This window comes from Azohydromonas australica DSM 1124, from assembly GCF_000430725.1.
Classification (GTDB): Bacteria; Pseudomonadota; Gammaproteobacteria; order Burkholderiales; family Burkholderiaceae_C; genus Azohydromonas; species Azohydromonas australica.
The window spans coordinates 86,793-107,421 of sequence record NZ_KE387205.1 but is presented as its reverse complement, the minus strand read 5'-3'; the positions used below and the strand labels follow the sequence as shown (position 1 = coordinate 107,421).

At 67.4% G+C, this 20,629-nt stretch carries 15 protein-coding genes and 1 pseudogene; 12 read left to right on the top strand and 4 right to left on the bottom strand.

Going from position 1 to position 20,629, the window contains the following annotated elements; translation table 11 throughout:
* Window positions 1-67 precede the first annotated feature (67 nt).
* Window positions 68-682: pseudogene (locus H537_RS45295) on the bottom strand (Glu/Leu/Phe/Val family dehydrogenase); the annotation flags it as partial.
* A 455-nt stretch (window positions 683-1,137) separates the two neighbouring features.
* Between H537_RS45295 and H537_RS0124455 the strand changes: the two are divergent.
* The 4 genes from H537_RS0124455 (at window position 1,138) to H537_RS0124440 (ending at window position 7,024) form a co-directional block, all read left to right on the top strand.
* Complete coding sequence (locus tag H537_RS0124455) at window positions 1,138-1,839, top strand: GntR family transcriptional regulator (RefSeq protein WP_051243264.1); 702 nt, start codon at window positions 1,138-1,140, stop codon at window positions 1,837-1,839.
* A gap of 161 nt (window positions 1,840-2,000) precedes the next feature.
* Window positions 2,001-2,480, top strand: coding sequence for an Lrp/AsnC ligand binding domain-containing protein (locus H537_RS0124450; protein ID WP_028999945.1), 480 nt, complete (start codon window positions 2,001-2,003; stop codon window positions 2,478-2,480).
* 135 nt (window positions 2,481-2,615) lie between these two features.
* Window positions 2,616-6,362, top strand: a complete 3,747-nt coding sequence (gene putA / locus H537_RS0124445) for a trifunctional transcriptional regulator/proline dehydrogenase/L-glutamate gamma-semialdehyde dehydrogenase (protein WP_028999944.1) — start codon at window positions 2,616-2,618, stop codon at window positions 6,360-6,362.
* Window positions 6,363-6,538: 176 nt separating this feature from the next.
* Window positions 6,539-7,024, top strand: coding sequence for a DUF456 domain-containing protein (locus H537_RS0124440; protein WP_028999943.1), 486 nt, complete (start codon window positions 6,539-6,541; stop codon window positions 7,022-7,024).
* A 120-nt stretch (window positions 7,025-7,144) separates the two neighbouring features.
* Here the strand turns inward: H537_RS0124440 and H537_RS53350 are convergent, their stop codons facing one another.
* Window positions 7,145-7,471, bottom strand: coding sequence for a hypothetical protein (locus tag H537_RS53350; RefSeq protein ID WP_156901915.1), 327 nt, complete (start codon window positions 7,469-7,471; stop codon window positions 7,145-7,147).
* Between H537_RS53350 and H537_RS0124435 the strand changes: the two genes are divergently transcribed.
* The 4 genes from H537_RS0124435 (at window position 7,470) to H537_RS0124420 (ending at window position 10,970) form a co-directional block, all read left to right on the top strand.
* On the top strand, window positions 7,470-7,712 hold the full coding sequence (locus tag H537_RS0124435) for a hypothetical protein (RefSeq protein WP_028999942.1): 243 nt from the start codon (window positions 7,470-7,472) through the stop codon (window positions 7,710-7,712). The two genes, H537_RS53350 and H537_RS0124435, sit on opposite strands and share 2 nt — an antisense overlap.
* 381 nt (window positions 7,713-8,093) lie before the next feature.
* Window positions 8,094-8,945, top strand: coding sequence for an SIR2 family NAD-dependent protein deacylase (locus H537_RS45290; RefSeq protein WP_051243263.1), 852 nt, complete (start codon window positions 8,094-8,096; stop codon window positions 8,943-8,945).
* 304 nt (window positions 8,946-9,249) lie between these two features.
* Window positions 9,250-9,720, top strand: coding sequence for a hypothetical protein (locus H537_RS0124425; RefSeq protein WP_028999941.1), 471 nt, complete (start codon window positions 9,250-9,252; stop codon window positions 9,718-9,720).
* A 500-nt stretch (window positions 9,721-10,220) separates the two neighbouring features.
* Window positions 10,221-10,970, top strand: a complete 750-nt coding sequence (locus H537_RS0124420; protein ID WP_051243204.1) for an N-acyl amino acid synthase FeeM domain-containing protein — start codon at window positions 10,221-10,223, stop codon at window positions 10,968-10,970.
* Window positions 10,971-11,057: 87 nt separating this feature from the next.
* On the opposite strand, the gene H537_RS0124415 is transcribed toward H537_RS0124420, so the two are convergent.
* Complete coding sequence (locus H537_RS0124415) at window positions 11,058-12,899, bottom strand: ATP-binding response regulator (RefSeq protein ID WP_169517087.1); 1,842 nt, start codon at window positions 12,897-12,899, stop codon at window positions 11,058-11,060.
* A 61-nt stretch (window positions 12,900-12,960) separates the two neighbouring features.
* On the opposite strand from H537_RS0124415, the gene H537_RS0124410 reads away from it, so the two are divergent.
* Window positions 12,961-13,929 carry a helix-turn-helix domain-containing protein gene (locus H537_RS0124410; protein ID WP_169517086.1) on the top strand — a complete coding sequence of 323 codons (969 nt, stop codon included), beginning with the start codon at window positions 12,961-12,963 and terminating at the stop codon, window positions 13,927-13,929.
* Here H537_RS0124410 and H537_RS0124405 read toward each other — a convergent pair.
* Complete coding sequence (locus H537_RS0124405) at window positions 13,892-15,412, bottom strand: hybrid sensor histidine kinase/response regulator (protein ID WP_169517085.1); 1,521 nt, start codon at window positions 15,410-15,412, stop codon at window positions 13,892-13,894. The genes H537_RS0124410 and H537_RS0124405 overlap by 38 nt on opposite strands.
* Before the next feature lie 554 nt (window positions 15,413-15,966).
* Here H537_RS0124405 and H537_RS0124400 point away from each other — a divergent pair.
* From H537_RS0124400 to glgC, 3 genes are all read left to right on the top strand, one after another.
* Window positions 15,967-17,304: an EAL domain-containing protein gene (locus H537_RS0124400; RefSeq protein WP_028999936.1), complete on the top strand. Its 1,338-nt coding sequence runs from the start codon at window positions 15,967-15,969 to the stop codon at window positions 17,302-17,304.
* Window positions 17,305-17,736: 432 nt separating this feature from the next.
* On the top strand, window positions 17,737-19,188 hold the full coding sequence (gene ccoG, locus H537_RS0124395) for a cytochrome c oxidase accessory protein CcoG (protein ID WP_028999935.1): 1,452 nt from the start codon (window positions 17,737-17,739) through the stop codon (window positions 19,186-19,188).
* Window positions 19,189-19,366: 178 nt separating this feature from the next.
* The gene (gene glgC, locus H537_RS0124390; RefSeq protein ID WP_028999934.1) at window positions 19,367-20,626 is read left to right on the top strand and encodes a glucose-1-phosphate adenylyltransferase; all 1,260 of its coding nucleotides are present in this window, start codon (window positions 19,367-19,369) and stop codon (window positions 20,624-20,626) included.
* Window positions 20,627-20,629 lie beyond the last annotated feature (3 nt).

Here is a 20,629-nt window from a genome sequence, read left to right as displayed (position 1 = left end):
GTGACCACGCCGGTGGCGGTGGCGCCGGTGTTCATGGAGTAGGTGTCCATCTCAAGGTGACGAACACGCCGCGACCCGTGGCCTTGACGCGTCCCAGCGAGCCGCCGAGGTGGATGGGCTTGCCCGTGACCACGCCGGTGGCGGTGGCGCCGGTGTTCATGGAGTAGGTGTCCATCATCCAGGCCATGACCTGGGCGTTGGTGTTGACGTCCGGCGCCGGGATGTCGCGTTGCGGGCCGATGATCAGCCCGATCTCGCTGGTGTAGCGCCGCGTCATGCGCTCCAGCTCCTTGACCGAGAGCTGCGACGGATCGACCCGGATGCCGCCCTTGGCGCCGCCGAAGGGCAGGCCCACGCCGGCGGTCTTGACCGTCATCCATGCCGAGAGCGCCATCACCTCGTCCAGCGTCACGTCCGGGTGGAAGCGGATGCCGCCCTTGCCGGGGCCGCGGCTGAGGTTGTGCTGCACGCGGTAGCCCTCGAAGTGCCGCACGCTGCCGTCGTCCATCTCGATGGGCACGTCCACGATCAGCACGCGCTTGGGCCGCTTGAGCGTGTCCAGCCACTTCGACAGGTGCCCCAGGTAGGGCGCGACGCGGTCCACCTGCGCGATGTAGGTGGCCCAGGGACTGTGCGGATCCCGGTTGGCGAAGGACAGCGGAGTCGAGGTCTCGTGGGACATGGCGTTTCAACCGGCGACCAGGCCGGCAGGCTGTGACAAGACGGTGGCGGGGCGGCAAGGCCCCGATGCGGCAAGGCGTCCGGGTAGGACGCCCCGCCCTGCGACACGAAACACCCGCCTTCAGGCGCGGTGTCAGTCAGTCGGCCCGCTGCGGGTCACCGCCGGATCGCGCGCGGTGTCTGCAGCCGGGGAAGTCATGCGAGGTGCTGGAGGGTTCAGTGAGCTCACGTCTTCGTATCGGAAATATCGTATACGGTAGACGCATGTTCTGTGCCTAGGTGCAAACCACTAGGTGCACCACACCGAGGCGATTTGGGAGCGTCGAAGGCGCCAGAACGGTGAACGGCGAGCCCGCCATGCGCCGAAACGGTGCACGGTTGCTTTCGCACGCATTCGTGACCCCGAGGGAATTTCGTATACGCTTTGCACGTAACTCTTGCCCCGAGGTGAACCCCGTGCCCCTTCAATTGCCCAACGTCCCGAACCTGGGCCAGTCGCCCACGAATTCGGAGGTGATCGCGCAGCACCTGCGCAGCGCCATCGTCACGGGGCAGTTGCGCGAGGGCGAGCCGATCCGGCAGGACGAGGTGGCCTCGCTGTTCAAGGTCAGCAAGATTCCCGTGCGCGAGGCGCTGAAGCACCTGGAGGCCGAGGGGCTGGTGGCTTTCCAGCGCAACCGCGGCGCGGTGGTGCACAGCCTGTCGGAGTCCGAGGTCGTGCAGATCTACGAGATCCGGTCGATGCTGGAGTCGAACGCGATCCGGCTGTCGGTGCCCAACATGACGGCGGCCACCTTCAAGCGCGCGCAGCGGTTGCGCGACGACTTCTCGCGCGAGCAGGACCCTTTCCGGTGGGCCCAGCTGCACTGGGCCTTCCACTCCTGCCTGTACGAGGACGCGAAGCGGCCGATGCTGCTGAACCTGATCCAGTCGATCAACAACCGCACCGAGCGCTACCTGCACATCCAGCTCCAGGGCGAGGGCCGCCAGACGGCCGACACCGAGCATCAGGCGCTGGTGGACGTGTGCCGGCGCGGCGACGCCGACGCGGCGGCGTGCATGGTGCAGGAGCACATCATGAGTGCCTGCGAGCTGCTGCGGCGCCAGTTGCCCGCGCCGGCCGCGCAGCAGGCGGCGCCCGCCGGCAGCGCTGCGTAGCCGGGGCGCGTGGGATGACGGGGCGGGCGGAGGAGGCATGTCGCTGCGATGTGGCGTCCCCGCCGCCTGGAGCGGCCGGGGCGCCGAAGGTGCGCAACGATAGAAGCCAGGGTGCCGAATCTTTGTTCAAAATCGCGGCCCCGAACTGAACAATTCTCTACATGGCCGAGCCCGCTGACCTGGACCGGATCGACCTGCTGATCCTCAAGACGCTGCAGCAGGACGGCCGCATGACCAACCTGAAGCTGTCGGAGGAGGTGGCGTTGTCGCCCACCGCCGTGCTGGCGCGGGTGGCGCGGCTCACGCGCGAGGGCTACATCCTGGGCTACGAGGCGCGGCTCAACCCGCTCAAGCTGCGCGCCGGGATGCTGGTGTTCGTGGAGGTGCTGCTGGACAAGACCACGCCGCTGATCTTCGAGCACTTCAAGGCCGCGGTGCAGGTGCACGACCAGATCATCGAGTGCCACATGGTGGCCGGCGGCTTCGACTACCTGCTCAAGATCCGCTGCGCCGACATGGAGGCCTACCGGCACTTCGCCGGCACCCTGCTGTGGCAGCTGCCCGGCGTGCGCGAGACGCGCACCTACGCCGTGATGGAAGAGGTCAAGCACACCACCCACGTGCCGCTGCCCGGCCTGTGAGCCCGGCGCAAGCAGGCGACCCAAGGCCTGAGCCGCCTCGCATAGTCAAACATTCTTCTGAGCATTGAATTTACGGTGAAATATTCGGAGGCTCTTGCTTCAAAGTAGTGTCATTGCGCTTATCCCGCCCGTGACATGAACGCTTCCTCCTCCCATCCGGCTCCCTTCGCGGAATTCCTGCATCCCGCCCCCTACAGCGCTGAGCTGCGCCAGGCGATCACCGAGGCCTGGCGCAAGCCGGAGGTCGAGGCGCTGCCGATGCTGGCCGAGATGGCGCGGCTGCCTGCGCCGCTGAAGGAGCAGGCGCAGGCGCTGGCCGCGCGCATCGCCACCACGCTGCGCGACAGGAAGCCCTCCGCGGGCCGCGCCGGGCTGGTGCAGGGGCTGCTGCAGGAGTACGCGCTCTCCTCTCAGGAAGGCGTGGCGCTGATGTGCCTGGCCGAGGCGCTGCTGCGCATCCCCGACCGCGAGACGCGCGACGCGCTGATCCGCGACAAGATCGCCCGCGGCCAGTGGCACACGCACCTGGGCCGCAGCCCCTCCCTCTTCGTCAATGCCGCTACCTGGGGCCTGCTGATCACCGGCAGGCTCACGGCCACGCACAGCGAATCGGGCCTGTCGTCCGCGCTGGGCCGCATGCTGGCCGTCGGCGGCGAGCCGCTGATCCGCAAGAGCGTGGACATGGCCATGCGCGTGATGGGCGAGCAGTTCGTGACCGGCGAGACCATCGATCAGGCGCTCGCCAACGCCCGCGTGCGCGAGGCCGAGGGCTTCCGCTACTCCTACGACATGCTGGGCGAGGCGGCGCTGACGGCGCAGGATGCGCAGCGCTACCTGGCGTCCTACGAGCGCGCCATCCATGCCATCGGCAAGGCCTCCGCGGGCCGCGGCATCTACGAGGGCCCCGGCATCTCGATCAAGCTCTCGGCGCTGCACCCGCGCTACAGCCGCGCGCAGCTCGACCGCGTGCTGGACGAGCTCTACCCGGTGCTGCTGCGCCTGGCGCTGCTGGCCAAGCGCTACGACATCGGGCTGAACATCGACGCCGAGGAGGCCGACCGGCTGGAGATTTCGCTGGACCTGCTGGAGCGGCTGTGCTTCGAGCCGGCGCTCAAGGGCTGGAACGGCATCGGCTTCGTGATCCAGGCCTACCAGAAGCGCTGCCCCTACGTCATCGACTTCATCGTCGACCTGGCCCGGCGCAGCGAGCGCCGGCTGATGATCCGCCTGGTCAAGGGCGCGTACTGGGACAGCGAGATCAAGCGCGCACAGCTCGACGGCCAGCTTGATTACCCGGTCTACACGCGCAAGCCCTACACCGACATCGCCTACATCGCCTGCGCGCGCAAGCTGCTGGCGGCGCCGCAGCAGGTCTATCCGCAGTTCGCCACCCATAACGCGCACACGCTGGCCGCCATCTACCACCTGGCCGACCCGGCGCGCTGGCAGCCGGGGCAGTACGAGTTCCAGTGCCTGCACGGCATGGGCGAGCCGCTGTACGAGCAAGTGGTGGGCACCGGCGCGGGCAAGCTGGGCCGGCCCTGCCGCGTCTACGCGCCGGTGGGCACGCACGAGACGCTGCTGGCCTACCTGGTGCGCCGGCTGCTGGAGAACGGCGCCAACACCTCCTTCGTCAACCGCATCGCCGACGCCACCATCTCCATCACGGAGCTGGTGCGCGACCCCGTGGACGTGGCCGATGAGCTGGCGCGCAAGGAGGGGCGTTTCGGCCTGCCGCACCCTGCCATCCCCGCGCCGCGCGACCTGTACGGCCCGGCGCGGCCGAACTCGCGCGGCATCGACCTGAGCAACGAGCACGAGCTGGCAAAGCTGCAGGCCGCGCTGCGCCAGAGCGCCGGCGAGGCGTGGAGCGCCGAGCCGCTGCTGGCGGCAGGCCCCGTGGCGGGCGAGCGCGAGGCGGTGCGCAACCCGGCCGACCACGGCGACGTCGTCGGCTTCGTGCAGAACGCGAGCGCCGAGCACGTGGACCTGGCCTTCAGCCACGCCGCGGCGGCCGCCGGGCGCTGGGCGGCGACGCCGCCAGCCGCGCGCGCCGACATGCTCGACCGCGCCGCCGACCGGCTGGAAGAGGACATGCCGCGCTTGATGGGCCTGCTCATCCGCGAGGCGGGCAAGACCGCAGCCAACGCGATCGCCGAGGTGCGCGAGGCGGTGGACTTCCTGCGCTACTACGCGCGCCAGGTACGCGAGGACTTCGAGCCCGACACGCACGTGCCGGTCGGCCCGGTGGTGTGCATCAGCCCGTGGAACTTCCCGCTGGCGATCTTCATGGGCCAGGTGTCGGCGGCACTGGCCGCGGGCAACCCGGTGCTGGCCAAGCCGGCGGAGCAGACGCCGCTGATCGCCGCCGAGGCCGTGCGCGTGCTGTGGGCCGCCGGCGTGCCGCGCGACGTGCTGCAGTTCCTGCCCGGCGCGGGCGAGGTGGTGGGCGCGCGGCTGGTGGGCGACGCGCGCGTGCGCGGCGTGCTGTTCACGGGCTCGACGGAAGTCGCGCGCATCCTGCAGCGCGCCGTGGCCGGCCGGCTCGATGCCGACGGGCGGCCGATCCCGCTGATCGCCGAGACCGGCGGCCAGAACGCGATGATCGTGGACTCCTCCGCCCTGGCGGAGCAGGTGGTGACGGACGTGCTGGCCTCGGCCTTCGACAGCGCCGGCCAGCGCTGCTCCGCGCTGCGCGTCCTCTGTGTGCAGGAGGACGTGGCCGACCGCCTGATCGAGATGCTGCTGGGCGCGATGGCCGAGTGGCGCATCGGCAGCCCGGACCGGCTGGCGGTGGACGTGGGCCCGGTGATCGACGCCGAGGCATTGGCGGGCCTGCAGCGGCACGTCGAGGGCATGCGCGCCAGCGGCCGCCGCGTGCACCAGCTCGGCGCCTGCGATGCGGGCGTCCTGGGCCGCGGCACCTTCATGCTGCCCACGGTGATCGAGCTGGACCAGCTGTCGGAGCTCCAGCGCGAGGTGTTCGGCCCGGTGCTGCACGTGCTGCGCTACCAGCGCGAGGACCTCGACGCGCTGCTGGCGCAGGTCAACGCCACCGGCTACGGCCTGACCATGGGACTGCATACCCGCATCGACGAGACCATCAGCCGCGTGCTCAAGGCCTCGCACGCGGGCAACGTGTACGTGAACCGCAACATCGTCGGCGCCGTGGTGGGCGTGCAGCCCTTCGGCGGCGAGGGCCTGTCCGGCACCGGCCCCAAGGCCGGCGGGCCGCTGTACCTGTACCGGCTGCTGTCGCGGCGTCCGGCCGACGTGATGACGCGGCTGTTCGAGCCGGACGCCACGCTGGACCTGGGCCCCTTCGCCGGCCAGATGCCGCCGGCCCTGCGTGCCCTGCATGACTGGGCCCAGCAGCAGCACCAGACGCAGCTGGCGCAGGTCTGCCACCGCTTCTGGCAGCGCTCGCGCAGCGGCGCCTCGCAGACGCTGCCCGGGCCCACGGGCGAGAAGAACGTCTACGCCCTGGCCGCGCGCGAGGCCGTGCTGTGCCTGGCCGGCAGCGACGACGACCGCCTGGTGCAGCTGGCCGCGGTGCTGGCCGTGGGCGGGCGCTGCGTGTGGCCGGTGGAGTGCGAGGCGCTGATGCGCAAGCTGCCCGCGGCGGTGCAGGCCAGCGTCGTGATCGCCCGCGACTGGGCCTCGCCGGAGGTGAGCTTCGATGCCGCGCTGTTCCACGGCGCGGCCCCGGAGCTGCAGGCCATCCGGCAGCGGCTGGCCGAGCGGCCCGGCCCGATCGTGGGCATCGAGCGGCTGCAGCCCGGCGAGACCGACGTGCCGCTGGAGCGGCTGGTGGTGGAGAAGGCCACCAGCATCAACACCGCAGCGGCCGGCGGCAACGCGTCGCTGATGACGATCGGCTGACGGTCCGGAAGGCGCGGCGCGCAGCGTCACCCTGCGCGCCGCCCGTTCTCCCCGGAGCAAGGGCTGGGAAGCCGCTCGCTCCGTCGCGGCCGGCACGCCACGCGGCGCCGGCCGCGCTCCCTCCTGAAATTCCCGCGCACGGGCCAGGCCCGGCCTGCCGCTTGCACCAGCGGCGCATGGACACCACTTTTCTGCTCTGGGTTGCGGCCATCGTGGCCGTGGTGTTGGGCTTGGCCGGCGTGGTGCTGCCGCTGCTGCCGGGCACGCCGCTGCTGTTCGGCGGGCTGTGGCTGGCGGCGTGGCTGGACGGCTACTCGCGCGTGAGCCTGCTCACGGTCGGGTTGCTGGCGCTCATGGCGCTGCTGGCCTGGCTGGCGGACTACGCCGCCGCGGCGCTGGGCGTGCGGCGCGCCGGCGCCAGCGGCCGGGCCATGGCCGGCGCAGCCATCGGCGCCGTGGTGGGCGCCTTCGCCGGCTTGCCGGGGTTGATCGCGGGCCCGGTGCTGGGCGCCATGGCGGGCGAGTGGTCGGTGCGCCGCCACGCCGGCCAGGCCACCCGTGCTGGCGTCGCCGCGGGCCTGGGTTTCATCATCGCCATCGCGGCCAAGCTGGGGCTGGCACTGGGCATGTTGGGCGTGTTCGCGTTTGCCTACTTCGTTTGAGACCCTGCCCGCCGGGGCCGTCCGGCGGTTCTGGCGGATGGAGGGGATTGTTCTTGCCAAGGACAGGACGCGAGTTTCCCCAGGGACTTCCCGGGCCATTTTCGGGACCGCCCGGGAATGTCATTCCGCCCAGACTGGCCGAAAATAATCATCCAATAAGCACGGCTGTTGGGCCGCGTTGAGCGCGCCGGAGGCAAACACCAGATTCCTTGCAAAAGCCTCGGGCACCTGTGTTTTCTTCTCGCGCATTTCCAGGCGGAGATTTTCCGTCTGGAGCCAAAAAACAATAAGACTTGGCCAGAGCGGCCTTGCTTTGAAATGGGCTGGGGAAGCGTCGTTGGCATTGATGCGCCGGACCGGGGTACACCGATCTGCGTGAACGGGCGTGTCAGCCACGACGACGAATAAGGCTGCCAGGAGCGGCCGACGACGGGAGACAAGTTTCATGCTGTATCTGAAAGAGTATTGGCTCGAAGGATTCAAGGCCGGGGAGCAGTTCATCAAGCTGTGCCCATATCCAGGCAATTCCCTGGAAGCCCGGAACTGGCGCAATGGCTGGCTGGAGGGCGCATCCCAGGCGCTCGGCCTGGACAGCCCGGCCGCCCTCGGGCCGCAGCCCGAGGGAAACCAGCGCGACGCCGCCCGGAGCCCCGAAGCGCCGGCGTCCGCCAAGCACCCGCCCTCCTGAGCAGCGGCCCGGTCCGCCGGCCGGGTGACGGCTGAAGCCTGCCGCGGCGCGACCTGCATGGCGCGATGCCTTGCTGGAGCGCCTGAAGCAGGTAGAACCGGGCGCTGTGCGATGCGGACGGCGCCACAGCAGGCCCGAGACGCCGCCCCTGGTACGCTGCCGGCACCTCCCGGGCCGCGTGTTTCCGTCGCGGGACTTGTCCTTGCCGGAAGGCTTGAGCCGGCAGGGTGGCCGCCTCGCCAGGAACACCGTGCAGGAGCACCGCGCCATGAAGCCAAGGCCCATTGCCGTCAGCCCACCCAAGGTCGAATCCGCCGCAACGCCAGGCGCCGCGCCGGCGCCCGCGCGTTGCGTGCTCGGCAGCGGGCAGGCGCCGGGATGATGCACATCGGCATGCTGCGGGCCGCGCACGAGCGCGAGCAATTGATCCTGTTCGTGGGGGCAGGCGTGTCGCAGTCGCTGGGCTTGCCGCCATGGAGCGAGCTCATCGACCACATGGCGCGCGAGCTTGGCTACAAGCCCGAGGAGTACCGCCGGTACGGCAGCGCGCTGGCGTTGGCGGAGTTCTTCCGGCTGCAGCACGGCAACATCGGCCCGCTGCGCAGCTGGATGGACCGGAAGTGGCACTCGCCCAACATGTCGGTGGACCGCTCGCGGGTGCACGAGCTGATCGTGCGGGCCAACTTCAAGATCATCTACACCACCAACTACGACCGCTGGCTCGAATACGCCTTCGAGCATCACCAGCGCGAGTACGTGAAGGTGGTCAGCGTGGCGGACGTCGCGCGCATCCGGCGCGACGTGACGCAGATCGTCAAGTTTCACGGCGATTTCGAGAACGACGAGTCGATCGTGCTCGACGAGACCAGCTACTTTCGGCGGCTGGACTTCGAGTCGCCGCTGGACATCAAGCTGCGCGCCGACGTGCTGGGCCGCTCGGTACTGTTCATCGGCTACAGCCTGGCGGACATCAACATCCGCTACCTCTTCTACAGGCTCTCGAGGCTGTGGAAGGCGTCGGTGCCCGGCGTGCCGCAGCCGCCCTCGTACATCTTCCTGCCGGTACGCAATCCGGTGCAGCAGGCGGTGCTGGCGCAGTGGGGCATCGAAACCATCTCGCCCGATACCGAGGAAGATCCCTCGACGGCGCTGGCGGCATTTCTGGAGGAGCTGGTGGGCGATGCGACCGCCCAGCCCCAGCCGCCCTCAGAAACAAAACGTAATTCGACTTGAGGGGATTCAAGATATTTGGCAAGCACTCGCTTGCGTGCGGTGGTTGAAAACCGGAGAGGAAGAAGTTTTCAACCACCGCCGGCACATACGGCGAGAAAACTGTCCCGCTCAGAAAGAGTTCCAGCCGAGCCGAGCGTTGCCCCGCACGTTCGTGCGTCAAAAAAGCGCAAGCCGCCTGACGAGACGATCGGGGACAATGCACGCCCCGACCCCGAGGTACCGACAGCGCGCCGCGCGCATATGCATCCGGTGCCATACGGCCATCGCCGACAGGGTCCCATCCTGTTTCAATGTCCTGGCTCTCATGCGCTCATCGGTTGCCTGCCTGCCCCAAGGCGTGCTGACGTCGCTGTCACTGACGCCTGATCTGGCTGCCGTGAAGGCGGCCGTCGTCTACGAAAAAGATGTCGAACTGGAAGATGGCGGCCTTGTGTGCTGGATCTTCTGGCACATCCGCCGCATGGCGACGCAGGATGGGCAGTCGGTGTGGTCGGCCCGGGCCTTTCCCGCCCCAAGGCATGCCGGCCCGTCCCTGGCGCTGCGCATACTCGACGGACGCGGCGAGCTGACGGCGCACCAGTTCAAAGGGCTGGCCACCGCCATCGGCATCTGGGGCGCGTTGAGAAAACCGCCCATGCTGGAAAAGGCGGGCCTGTTCAATCTGCAGGCGACATCCGAAACCCTGGGCGCCACCTTGAGCGAATTGCTGGCGCAGGAAAGCCACTTCGGACTCAGCGTCCGGGCCGCGGCCACGGGCTGGAACGTCGGCCCCTGAAAGCCGCGGCGTCCGCCAGCACCTGCGCCACATGTAACAACCCTGGAAGCACCCAGGGCTGACTCCACGTCCAAAACCCGCGTCAGCGCCGGGCGCCCTGCTCCAGGCTGCGGCCCCGGCGGCTCAGCAACGGCAAGGCCTCGTGCCTCGGGCGCGGTCGCGAAGCGCTGGCTGCCGCCCGTCCTGGAGCCGTGCCGCCGAGGCAAGCTGCCACGCGCTGGTGCGCATTTGGACGCAATGCTCACGTCCCGCCTCGATTGAGGCGACGTCGCCGGCAATACCCGCTTTACACCCCCGCCCCAGGCGCAACGACGTCCCGGGGCATTGCCGTTGACGTGAACCAATGCAGCACGCCGATGAACTGCATGTTGATCCACTTCCGCTGGCCTGGCTGAACCTGGGGTGAAATTGATGCCCTTATTCGCTCGCGGCGTTCTCCCGATCTCGCCGCAGAGTTTTTTCACCCCACTGATTGGGATTCAGCAAGAAGGGCCATCATCATGCAAAGCCAGCAAGTCGTCGTTCCCGTTCAAATTTCCCAAGCCGAACAAAATCAGACTTATGAACAACCCCAGCGCGAGCTTCTCGGATTCACCGTGCGCGTGGTGAATAATACCGCCGACCTTGAGCGGGTGCGTCAATTGCGTTCCGCCGCATATGGACACCACCTTCCCCTGCTCGCGGCCCAATTCGGGCAGGCCGATCCGCTGGACGAGGATCCGGACGTGGTTATTTTTTGCGCCGAGGACAAGGTCACGGGCGAGATCGTGGGCTCCTGCAGGATCCAGGTCAACCGCAGCCGCCCCCTGCAGATTCACTCCTGCATCGAGGAGCCGCCTCATCTGCGCGGTCTGCTGGTTTCCGAAATCACTCGCCTGGCCGTCCTGCCCTCTTATGGCGATCGGCTGGTACGCATGGCACTGGTCAAGGCCTGCCACCTTCACAATATCGCGAACCAAGTGGCCGGCATCTATGCCGGCTCGCGGCCTGCGCTCATGCGGCAATACCGTGCTCTGGGATTCTCGGACCTGTTCGGCGACAACCGGGAAGTGCCGCTGACTTACGCAGGCGGTATTCCGCACCGCATTCTCTGGCTTGATTCCGTGCGCGCGGAGGCCGATTGGTCGGCCATGAAACACCCCTATTACAAATTCGTCTTCAGGACGTGGCACCCGGACATCACGATTTTCGCCCGGGCCTTCACCGGGATTGCCAAGGCTTCCGCCGGCCAGGAGCCTCAAATAGCCTGAATCGGCTCTGAAGGAAACCCACCGCCCCCCGTACGGGCTGGCGGTGGTGACGTCCCCTGTCGAATCAGCCCGCGCCGGCTGACGGGGCTAGCTTTGCCTGGAGTTTTCCAACGGGCGCAGGTAGGCAGCGACCAGCTTGATCAGGTCATCACTGGTGTACGGTTTTCCCAGGTGGTCGTCCGCGCCGGCCTGGCGCGCCCGGCTGATGTCCTCGGACGTGCAGCGTCCCGACACCATGACGATGGGCAGGCGTGCCGCGCCAGACTCGGTCTCGAACGTCCTGACCTTGCGTATGGCGGCCAGCCCGTCCAACCCCGGCATGTCGCTGTCCATGAGCACGATGTCCGGCCGCGGGCGCAGTGTGGTGCAGGCGTAGACCGCCATGTCGCCTTGTCCGACCACGCTCACGCTCATGCCGTGCAACTGCAGCGTCGTGCGAGCCAGCTCGGCCGTCATGGCGTCGTCTTCCGCAATGAGCACGTGGCCATTGAGCAGCACGGGCTCCTTCTTGTGCGGCTCGGTCCCCTTGTGGTGCAGCGACACGATCACTTTTTCAAGCCGCACCTTCAGCGTGAAGGTGGAGCCTTTCTCAAGCTCGCTGCTGACTTCCAGCGTTCCCTTCATGGCCGTGGCCAGGCGCTTGCTGATGCTCAGGCCCAGGCCGCTGCCGCCCAGGCCGCCCACACTCTGGCCGCGCGCATGCCTGGAAAATGGCTCGAATATCGTGGCGAGATTTTCCTGGGCGATGCCCACGCCGGTATCGGTCACTTCGAGGACCAGGTTTCCTCGGCCATCGGCATCATTCACCCGCATGGTCACCAAACCGCCCTTGGCGGTGAACTTGATGGCGTTGCTGATCAGGTTGAGCGCAATCTGCCGCAGACGACCGGGATCGGCATGAACGTGATAGGGGCGCGGCAGGTCATTGCTCACCCAGAATTTCACTCCTTTTTCGCGCCCGATCATGTAGCCCATGTTCAGCAGCTCTTCCACCAGGTCGTTCAAATCGAAGACCTCGGGGCGCAAGGTGACGCCGGCGGCTTCCAGCCGGCCGAAATCCAGCACGTCGTTGATCAGGCCCACCAGATGCTCGCCGGATTTTGCAATCATCGCGGCCGCCTTGGCCGTGGAGGGGCTGCCCGGATCCTTCGCAATCTGGTGCGTCATGGCCAGAATGCCGTGAATGGGCGTGCGCAATTCGTGCGTGATGCTGGACATCATTTCCGTGCGCATGCGCGACTCGTTCCTCGCCACCTCGAGCGCGACTTCGTTTTGTTTCTGGTACCTGCGAATGGCACGGCTCTGGATGAGGCGCTGTTCTTCATCGCGGGCCGCCTTGCGCGCATTGAGCAGCAGCACCATGCCGAAAATGGCCACTCCCAGCGCCGTGCTGTTGCCGAAGGAATGGGCCTGCACCATCAAATACAGCACCGTCTGGCTCAGGATGGGGGCGGCGTACATCACGCCGGAAAGCCAGTCCGCTTCCAGCGTATGCATGGCCACGGCAGTGACGCCGCACAGGACGGCTGCGGTCCACAGCAGCGCCTCCTGCGGCGCGCCGCTGTACAGCACCAGCAGGCCGATGCCGCCCAATACCAGGCTGTCCAAGAACAGCGTTACCCTGATCCAGAAAACCCATTTGTCCTGCGCCGGCTTCTTTATCTTGGCATTCGTCCATTTGAAGACCAATACCAGCCGCCACCCGGTGAATACTGCCTTCAGCACAAACCAGTACCAGACCAGAATACCAACGCTGTCGTGCAGGTAAGCCGCCATGACGAGGGCAAAGAATGTCGCCCCGATCGCGCCGCTGCGCACCCGGCCGGCCATGCTTTCCATCTGGTCATGGTGCACCTGGGCCATCAATTCATGGTCCAGGCGAGCAATGCGCAGGATGTCGCCGTATTCGTCTGGTTTAGGGTCCTGCACCGTTTACTCCATTTTCATCGTCCCACTGCGTGTTGAAGGAGGAGCGCTTCATGACCCGCCAATGACCGGTGTCGCGGTATGGACACCGAGCCCGGTGCCTGCCCATGTTCCCGCATTGTCCTTCGTGCTTCCTGCGCCGGTGACGCAGGCCCTGGCCGCCGCATGCCGCCCTCGTGGCATATTTCGGTACCTTCTGACACCAACCACCATGTCGACTGCCGGCACTCCCAACTTTCCGCTGGGCGCCCATTTGGCCGTGGCATTGCTTAAGCGGCACGGCATTCCGCAGCACAAGCACTCCACCACCATCCGGGACGTCCTGGGCCTCTCGTACAGCCAGGCCCATCGAAAAATCAATGGCGACTCGCCCTGGACGCCGGAAGAGCTCGAAACCCTGGGCCGACATTTCGGGGACAGTTTCACCACCATGGTGCTGGCCGCGATGGAGGCCGACAAGCGCGTGGCAGCCCAGATGGTCATGGGCAAGACCTCGGTCGAGGCTTTCCTGTGGCCGGGCGAGCGCGCCACCAACGTGGCCGAGGGCGCCCTGGTGGCGGTACCGGTCAACGCGGAATGGCTCATCTGTCCTGTGAACAACGCGGTCAGGGACAACTGTTACCTCATCAAGCGCATCTTGATCGAGCCGCCTCCGGAGCGGCTGACCCGCGTGGCGGTGCTCGACGACGTCGAGGAACTGGCCACGACGCTGTCGGCCTCGTTCTGCGAAGCCGGGCTGGATTCCCGCCCCTTTTTCACCGTCGAGGCCCTGCGCACGCAAATCGACGAATACGATGCCTTCGTTCTCGACTGGCTCGTGGGCGAGGAAACCGCCAAGGCCCTGATCGACGATATTCGCAAGACCAAGCCCGAGGCGCCGGTGGCGGTGCTCACCGGCCAGATCGGCACCGGCCTGGCCAGCGAATCCGAGGTGGCCTCGCTCATGGCGACCCACAAGATCCTGTTTTTCGAGAAGCCGGTGCGGTTTTCCATCATCAATGCTGCGATTTCTCAAGCAGCAGCGAGGAAATAGCCTTCAGGAAATGGCCGTCGCCGGGTGCGCCGGCGATCACGGCATCGAAAGGCCAGGGCTTGTCGGTGCCGTCCTGGGTTTGGCGCACATTGAAGGCCAATACCAAGGTTTCACGGTTGGCGCTGCTGCCATTCTTCATGACGGTGGCCAAGCGCTTGCCGTTGCGCTTGGGCAGGTTCATGTCCACAACCACCAGCGCATAGGTTTTCAGCGCCAGCCGGTTGGCCGCTACCGGCACCGAGGAGACGCATTCCACCTCGAATTCCATGCGCTCGATGATGGCCTGCACCTCGGCCTGGGTACGGGCATTTTCTGTGACCAGGAGCACTTTGGATGGAGTGCCTTCCCATTCGGCGCCGCCCTCATCCTCGGAAACCACTTCGCAGGGAATCACCACGTTGAAACCCTGCCGCGACGGCGATGTGCTGCTGGGCGAAACGCTGCCGCCCAGTAATTCGACCAGGGTCTTGACCAGCGTGAGGCTCAGGCTGTCATTGAGCTCATCCCGGTGCCGGGCTTCCAGGGCCGCGGCGCCGGATGCCGCGGCCGCTACCCCTGTTTCATGGGCAGCGGTCGTTTTCGGCAATTCGCCTTCGACGATGAAGGTGACCGAGCGGGTCAGTGCGTCATAACCCTTCATGGTCAGCATCAGCGACGATGTGCGCGAGGTGCCCAGCACGTGCTTGGCAATTTGGGTGAGCACCTGCACGATCTTGTCGCAATCGGCCACCACGAACAGCGGATCCTGCGGCACCACCTTGAGAATCCGCCCGTTCGAAATCGATCTGCCGTCGTGAATTTCCGTCGCCACCGATTCCAACAGCATCGCGGCATCGAAAGTCGCGGGTTCGAGCTGCAATTGCCAGGCCTCGGCGCGCGCGATGGTCAGCAGGTCGCGCAATTCCATGGACAGCTTGCTGGCCGAGGCGGATATGTTTTCCACCAGCTTGTGCCGCATCGCCTGCTGTGAGGGCGATTCCATGAGCTCCAGGGAGGAGACAATGGCCTGCAGCGGCGAGCGCAGCTGGTGGCTGACCCGCGCCAGGAACGCGCTCTTGGTCACCATGGCGGCTTCCAGCGCCTGGATCCGGGATTCCTCCATGGCCTCGCGCTGCCGGTCGTGCAGCTTCTGCAGCACCGGGCCGAAGGACGCTCCCAGCAGCACCGCCAGGAACAGCAGCGCCAGCCCCAGGTGCGAATGGATGCTCCAGAACGGATGTCCCAGCAACAGCACCGGCGTGGCCGTCAGCACCATGCCTGTCCAGGCGACCCAGAAGGCTCGGGCGCCGTAGCGCAGCCCCACCGGCACGGTCAGGAAGATGAGATAGGGGGAGAGAAAGGCCGTGGCCTCCGGCGCGTCGCACAGCAGTACCGCGAGGGCGGCGCAGTCCGTGAACATCGTGAAGTACTGCAGCCGCACCAAGCCGTCGGGATGGCGCTTCAAGCCCACGACCTGCGCCAAGCCGAGCAGCACGTACAGCACCGCCAGCACCGGCGCGACCCACAGGTTGCCGAAGGCGCCGTCGCGCCATGGGGAGGTCACGCCGATGATCAGCAGCGCCGCCAGGCCGTGCCAGGCACGGCCCAGGGCCCGCTGCCGCTCGAAACCGTGGCGTCCCTGCACCGAATAGGCCCCCACCCACTCGCAAAAGTCGAATTTCTTCATGTGAAACGTCGCCAGCTTGACGGCGACCCCGATGAACCCTTGGTCACTGCAAATCCACCGGGCAGACAGGTGCGATGTCATCGGCATCAATCAAGGCGATTTCTACAGAAAGCCGCCCCGAGGCCGATGAAGCGGTTGCCCGGAGCGTGACTGTAAAGGCGCCATCCCGCAGGCATCCGGGCACGGCAGACAGCTCCACGAGTGGGGAAACGGGCAAAGAAGACGTCGACAATTCCATTCTGTGACGTTGAGTTCACATTTTCTTCCGTCTGGTGGTTATGATCACACATCTTGTTTCACCAGACAGAAGAAGTTAAGGCTTCAACGTGGCTCCGCCGATTCGTTCTTCTTCATCTCATGAGGCGTCTGGCATGTCGTCCGCACGCCACCTGGGCTTGGCATTCGGTCCAGACCAGGCTGTGGCTGCACGCGGCGACCAGGAGGTGCTGATGGATGCCACGCATCCCAAGCCCGCAGCGGTGGTACGGCCCGGCCGGGCCTGGCTGTTGAGCAACGACACCGCCCACGTGGCCCAGATCGAAACCGAGCTGGGCGCCGAGGGCTGGCGCGTCGATCTGCGCCTGCGCTCCCTGCAGCACCTGCTGCTGCACCTGCATTGCGAGGCGTCGCCGCCGGACGTGCTGGTGTGCGGGCTGCAGTTCGACGACGGCGACGCGTTCGGCCTGATGCGGCTGCTGACGCACGACCCGCTCGCGCCCGCGCTGTTCATCGTGCTGCAGCAGCAGCAACGGGTGGTGCTCAAGAGCGTGCTGGCCATGGCCGGCGCCTGCAACCTGAAGGTGGCGGGCTGCGCAGAGCGGCCCTTGGCCACCGGTCAAATCGCGCAGGCGCTGCGCTCGTACCGCGTCGCGGTGCCGGCCCGCGCGCCGGCGGCGGCGACGGAGCTCACGGCCGAGGCGCTGCGCTCGATGCTCAAGCACGACCGCCTGCAAGTCTGGCTGCAGCCTCAGCTGCGCGTGGACAGCCGCGAGGTCATGGGCGTACAGGCGCGCCTGCACGGCGTGGCCGAGGACGGCACGCAGGTGCTGCCCGCGCGGCTGCTGCCCGCGCTCAGGCGCCACGGCCTGCTGGAAGCCGCCACCCTGGCGCTGATGCGCCAGACCTGCGGGTTCCTGGCGGAGTGCGTGCAGGAAGGGCTGCCCCTGATCGGCTCGATCAAGGCGTCGATGCACTCGCTGTCGGACCCTGATTTCTGCATCGAGCTGCAACGCATCGTGCAGGCCAGCAAAGTCGATCCGGCCTGGATCACGATCGAGATCAGCGAGAGCGACGCGGCCGGGGACCTGCCCACCGTGATCGAGAACACCGCGCGCTGCCGGCTGCTGGGTTTCAACCTGTGCATCGCCGATTTCGGCACCGCCTACTCCAGCCTGACGCAGCTGGCGCAACTGCCGCTATCGGAGCTGAAGTTCGACCGCTCGCTGGTGGAGAGCATCGACGCCGACACGACCCGGCGCACGATCGTGGCCTCCTGCGCCGGCTTGGCGCGCGGCCTGGGCCTGCGGGTGGTGGCCGACGGCGTGGAGACGGCCGCCGAGCTGCGCGCGCTGCAGGCCGCCGGCTGCACCGAGGTGCAAGGCAACCTGCTGACGCCGCCCATGTCCATGGACGCGATGCGCCAGTGGCTGCGCGGCCTCGACGGGCTGCGCGTGCCGCTGGGCAAGCGGCGCACGACCAGCCCCTGCTGAGGACCAAGCCGCGCCCACGGGGCGGCCAAGGCCGGGTTGGGCTTCCCGCCCACGCGGCATGAAACGGCGCGCTCACCGCGCCTTTCACCGCTTCAACGCCTTCACATTCCCTCTTCCGCCGCGCTTCCTCACGGGCAGCGCGGCGTCCTGTCTCGCGTGCGCCCCCCACGGGCAAGCGCACGCTTGTGCGCTACCGCGCCGGGCCCGCCGCCACCCACACTGCCACGCACTGACAGGGCAGTCAGCCCAGGCTGACAGTAAGGGCTTCAGAGTGAGCCCATCTGCAGCGCAAGTGCCCGCCAGGCAATGATTTTTCGAGAATGGGCCACATTGGCACGGAACTTGGAACTGGCAGGAGCGAGGCAGCCGGAACTGGGCGCGATGACCGCCCCGGACCGTCTCCTTCCCACTCGTCCACCTGCAGGGCATTCCATGAGCACCACGAACCCGGGCTCCGCGGCAGCGGCCACCGGACCCGACGACTCCACCCAGGTCATCTCGCTGTACCAGGCCCGCAAGAAGATCTACCCGCGCTCGGTCAGCGGCCTCTTCGCCCAATGGCGCTGGGCCCTGGTGTGGCTCACGCAGATCGTCTTCTACGGGCTGCCCTGGCTGATGTGGAACGACCGCCAGGCGGTGCTGTTCGACCTCGGCGCGCGGCGCTTCTTCATCTTCGGGCTGGTGTTCTACCCGCAGGACCTGATCTACCTCTCGGCCCTGCTGATGGTCTCGGCCTACGCGCTCTTCCTGTTCACGGCCGTGGGCGGGCGGCTGTGGTGCGGCTACGCCTGCCCGCAGACGGTCTACACCGAGATCTTCATGTGGGTCGAGCGCAAGATCGAGGGCGACCGCGCCCGGCGCATGAAGCTCGACGCGGCGCCCTGGAGCGCGCAGAAGCTGCTGCGCAAGGGCGGCAAGCAGGCCGCGTGGATCGCGATTGCGCTGTGGACGGGCTTCACCTTCGTGGGCTACTTCACGCCCGTCAAGACGCTCGCCGGGGAGGTGATGAGCCTGTCCACCTCGCCGTGGGAGACCTTCTGGGTGCTGTTCTACGGCTTCGCCACCTGGGGCAACGCGGGCTTCATGCGCGAGCAGGTGTGCAAGTACATGTGCCCCTACGCGCGCTTTCAGAGTGCGATGTTCGACAAGGACACGCTGATCATCAGCTACGACGCCGAGCGCGGCGAGCCGCGCGGCTCGCGCTCGAAGAAGGCCGACCCGGCCAAGGCAGGCCTGGGCTCGTGCGTGGACTGCACGCTGTGCGTGCAGGTGTGCCCCACGGGCATCGACATCAGGAAGGGCCTGCAGTACGAGTGCATTGGCTGCGCCGCGTGCGTGGACGTGTGCGACGACGTGATGGACAAGATGAGCTACCCGCGCGGGCTGGTGCGCTACGACACGCAGAACGGCTTGCAGCAGCACCTCTCGCGCGGCCAGGTGCTGCAACGCGTGCTGCGCCCGCGCATCCTGATCTACACCGGCATCCTCGTCCTCATCTGCATCGCCGTGGGCTGGAGCATCGCCACGCGCACGCCGTTCAAGGTGGACGTGGTGCGCGACCGCTCCACGCTGGCGCGCCAGGTGGACGGCGGCGCCGTGGAGAACGTGTACCGGCTGCAGGTGATGAACGCGGCCGAGGCGCCGCAGTCCTACACCGTCACGGCCGAGGGCCTGCCGGGACTGGCGCTGGCCGAGCCGGTGGAGCTCAAGCTCGGCCCGGCCGAGGCGCACTGGGCCACCATCGCGCTGCGCGTGCCGCCGGAGACCGCGGCTTCTACGAGCGCGGGCGCGCACGAGATCCACTTCACCATCGAGCGCCAGGCGCACGACGGCGAGCGAGCGCGCAGCGTGGTGGAGAAGTCCACCTTCATGCTGCCGCGCTGAGCAGCGGCGGTCCGGGCGGGCCCAGCCCGCCGCCTTCCAGAACTACGGCCACAAGGGCGCCCTCGACGGCGCCTTTTCATTTCCAACCCCGGGCCAGGCTCCGGGCTTTTCCCGGGGCCCTGGAGATGTTGCAGGGCACAACGTTTGCCGCAGTGCGTCACTACAAACAGGAGAGCACATGGCGGTGAACGATCTTGCACGCACGCTTGAATTGCCCAAGCGGGCGGTGGCGCTGGTATTGGCGGGCGGGCGGGGGACGCGGCTCAAGCAGCTCACCGACCGGCGCGCCAAACCGGCCGTGTACTTTGGCGGCAAGTTCCGCATCGTCGATTTCGCGCTGTCCAACTGCCTGAACTCCGGCATCCGCCGCATTGGCGTCATCACCCAGTACAAGAGCCACAGCCTGCTGCGCCACCTGCAGCGCGGCTGGGCCTTCCTGAAAGCGGAGATGAACGAATTCGTGGACCTGCTGCCGGCGCAGCAGCGTATCGACGAGGAAAACTGGTACCGCGGCACCGCCGACGCGGTCTACCAGAACGAGGACATCATCGACAGCTACCGGCCCGACTACGTCATCGTCCTCGCCGGCGACCACGTCTACCGCATGAACTACGCCGTGATGCTGGCCGACCACGTCGCCAGCGGCGCGGAGTGCACCGTGGGCTGCATCGAGGTGCCGCGCGCCGATGCCAGCGGCTTCGGCGTGATGGCGGTGGACACTAACTGGCGCATCACGGACTTCGTCGAGAAGCCCGCCGACCCGCCGCCCATGCCCGGGCAGCCCAACACCTCGCTAGCGAGCATGGGCATCTACATCTTCAACCGCGAGTACCTCTTCAAGGAGCTGGAGCGCGACGTGCAGGACGAGGGCTCCGGGCACGACTTCGGCCATGACGTGATCCCGCGCGCGGTGCGCCAGGGCGTGGCGATGGCGCATCCCTTCAGCCGCAGCGGCGTGGTGGGCGGCGGCGGCGAGCCCTACTGGCGCGACGTGGGCACCATCGACGCGTACTGGGACGCCAACATCGACCTCACCGCCGCGCGCCCGCTGCTGGACCTGTACGACCAGCGCTGGCCGATCCTGACCTTCCAGCCCCAGCTGCCGCCGGCCAAGTTCATCACCGAGGGCCGCCCGGGCTGTGGCAGCGCCACGGACTCGCTGGTGTCGGGCGGCTGCATCGTGGCCGGGCGCGTGACGCGCTCGGTGCTGTTCTCCAGCGTGCGCATCGACGCCGGCGCCCAGGCCGAGCGCAGCGTGCTGCTGCCCTACGTGCAGCTCGGCCGCGACGTGCGCCTGAACCGCGTGGTGATCGACCGCGGCTGCATGATTCCCGACGGCATGGTCATCGGCGAGAACCCGGCCGAGGACGCGCGCCGCTTCGAGCGCACCGCGCAGGGCATCACGCTGGTGACGCGGGAGATGCTGGCGCGGCTGTGAGCG

What these genes read in the sequence shown, in the direction of transcription:
- H537_RS0124450 (WP_028999945.1), top strand. Translation starts at nt 2,001, where the DNA reads ATGGCCGAGCCCGCTGACCTGGACCGGATCGACCTGCTGATCCTCAAG.
- putA (WP_028999944.1), top strand. Translation starts at nt 2,616, where the DNA reads ATGAACGCTTCCTCCTCCCATCCGGCTCCCTTCGCGGAATTCCTGCAT.
- H537_RS0124440 (WP_028999943.1), top strand. Translation starts at nt 6,539, where the DNA reads ATGGACACCACTTTTCTGCTCTGGGTTGCGGCCATCGTGGCCGTGGTG.
- H537_RS0124435 (WP_028999942.1), top strand. Translation starts at nt 7,470, where the DNA reads ATGCTGTATCTGAAAGAGTATTGGCTCGAAGGATTCAAGGCCGGGGAG.
- H537_RS53350 (WP_156901915.1), bottom strand. Translation starts at nt 7,471, where the DNA reads ATGAAACTTGTCTCCCGTCGTCGGCCGCTCCTGGCAGCCTTATTCGTC.
- H537_RS45290 (WP_051243263.1), top strand. Translation starts at nt 8,094, where the DNA reads ATGCACATCGGCATGCTGCGGGCCGCGCACGAGCGCGAGCAATTGATC.
- H537_RS0124425 (WP_028999941.1), top strand. Translation starts at nt 9,250, where the DNA reads ATGCGCTCATCGGTTGCCTGCCTGCCCCAAGGCGTGCTGACGTCGCTG.
- H537_RS0124420 (WP_051243204.1), top strand. Translation starts at nt 10,221, where the DNA reads ATGCAAAGCCAGCAAGTCGTCGTTCCCGTTCAAATTTCCCAAGCCGAA.
- H537_RS0124410 (WP_169517086.1), top strand. Translation starts at nt 12,961, where the DNA reads ATGACCGGTGTCGCGGTATGGACACCGAGCCCGGTGCCTGCCCATGTT.
- H537_RS0124400 (WP_028999936.1), top strand. Translation starts at nt 15,967, where the DNA reads ATGTCGTCCGCACGCCACCTGGGCTTGGCATTCGGTCCAGACCAGGCT.
- ccoG (WP_028999935.1), top strand. Translation starts at nt 17,737, where the DNA reads ATGAGCACCACGAACCCGGGCTCCGCGGCAGCGGCCACCGGACCCGAC.
- glgC (WP_028999934.1), top strand. Translation starts at nt 19,367, where the DNA reads ATGGCGGTGAACGATCTTGCACGCACGCTTGAATTGCCCAAGCGGGCG.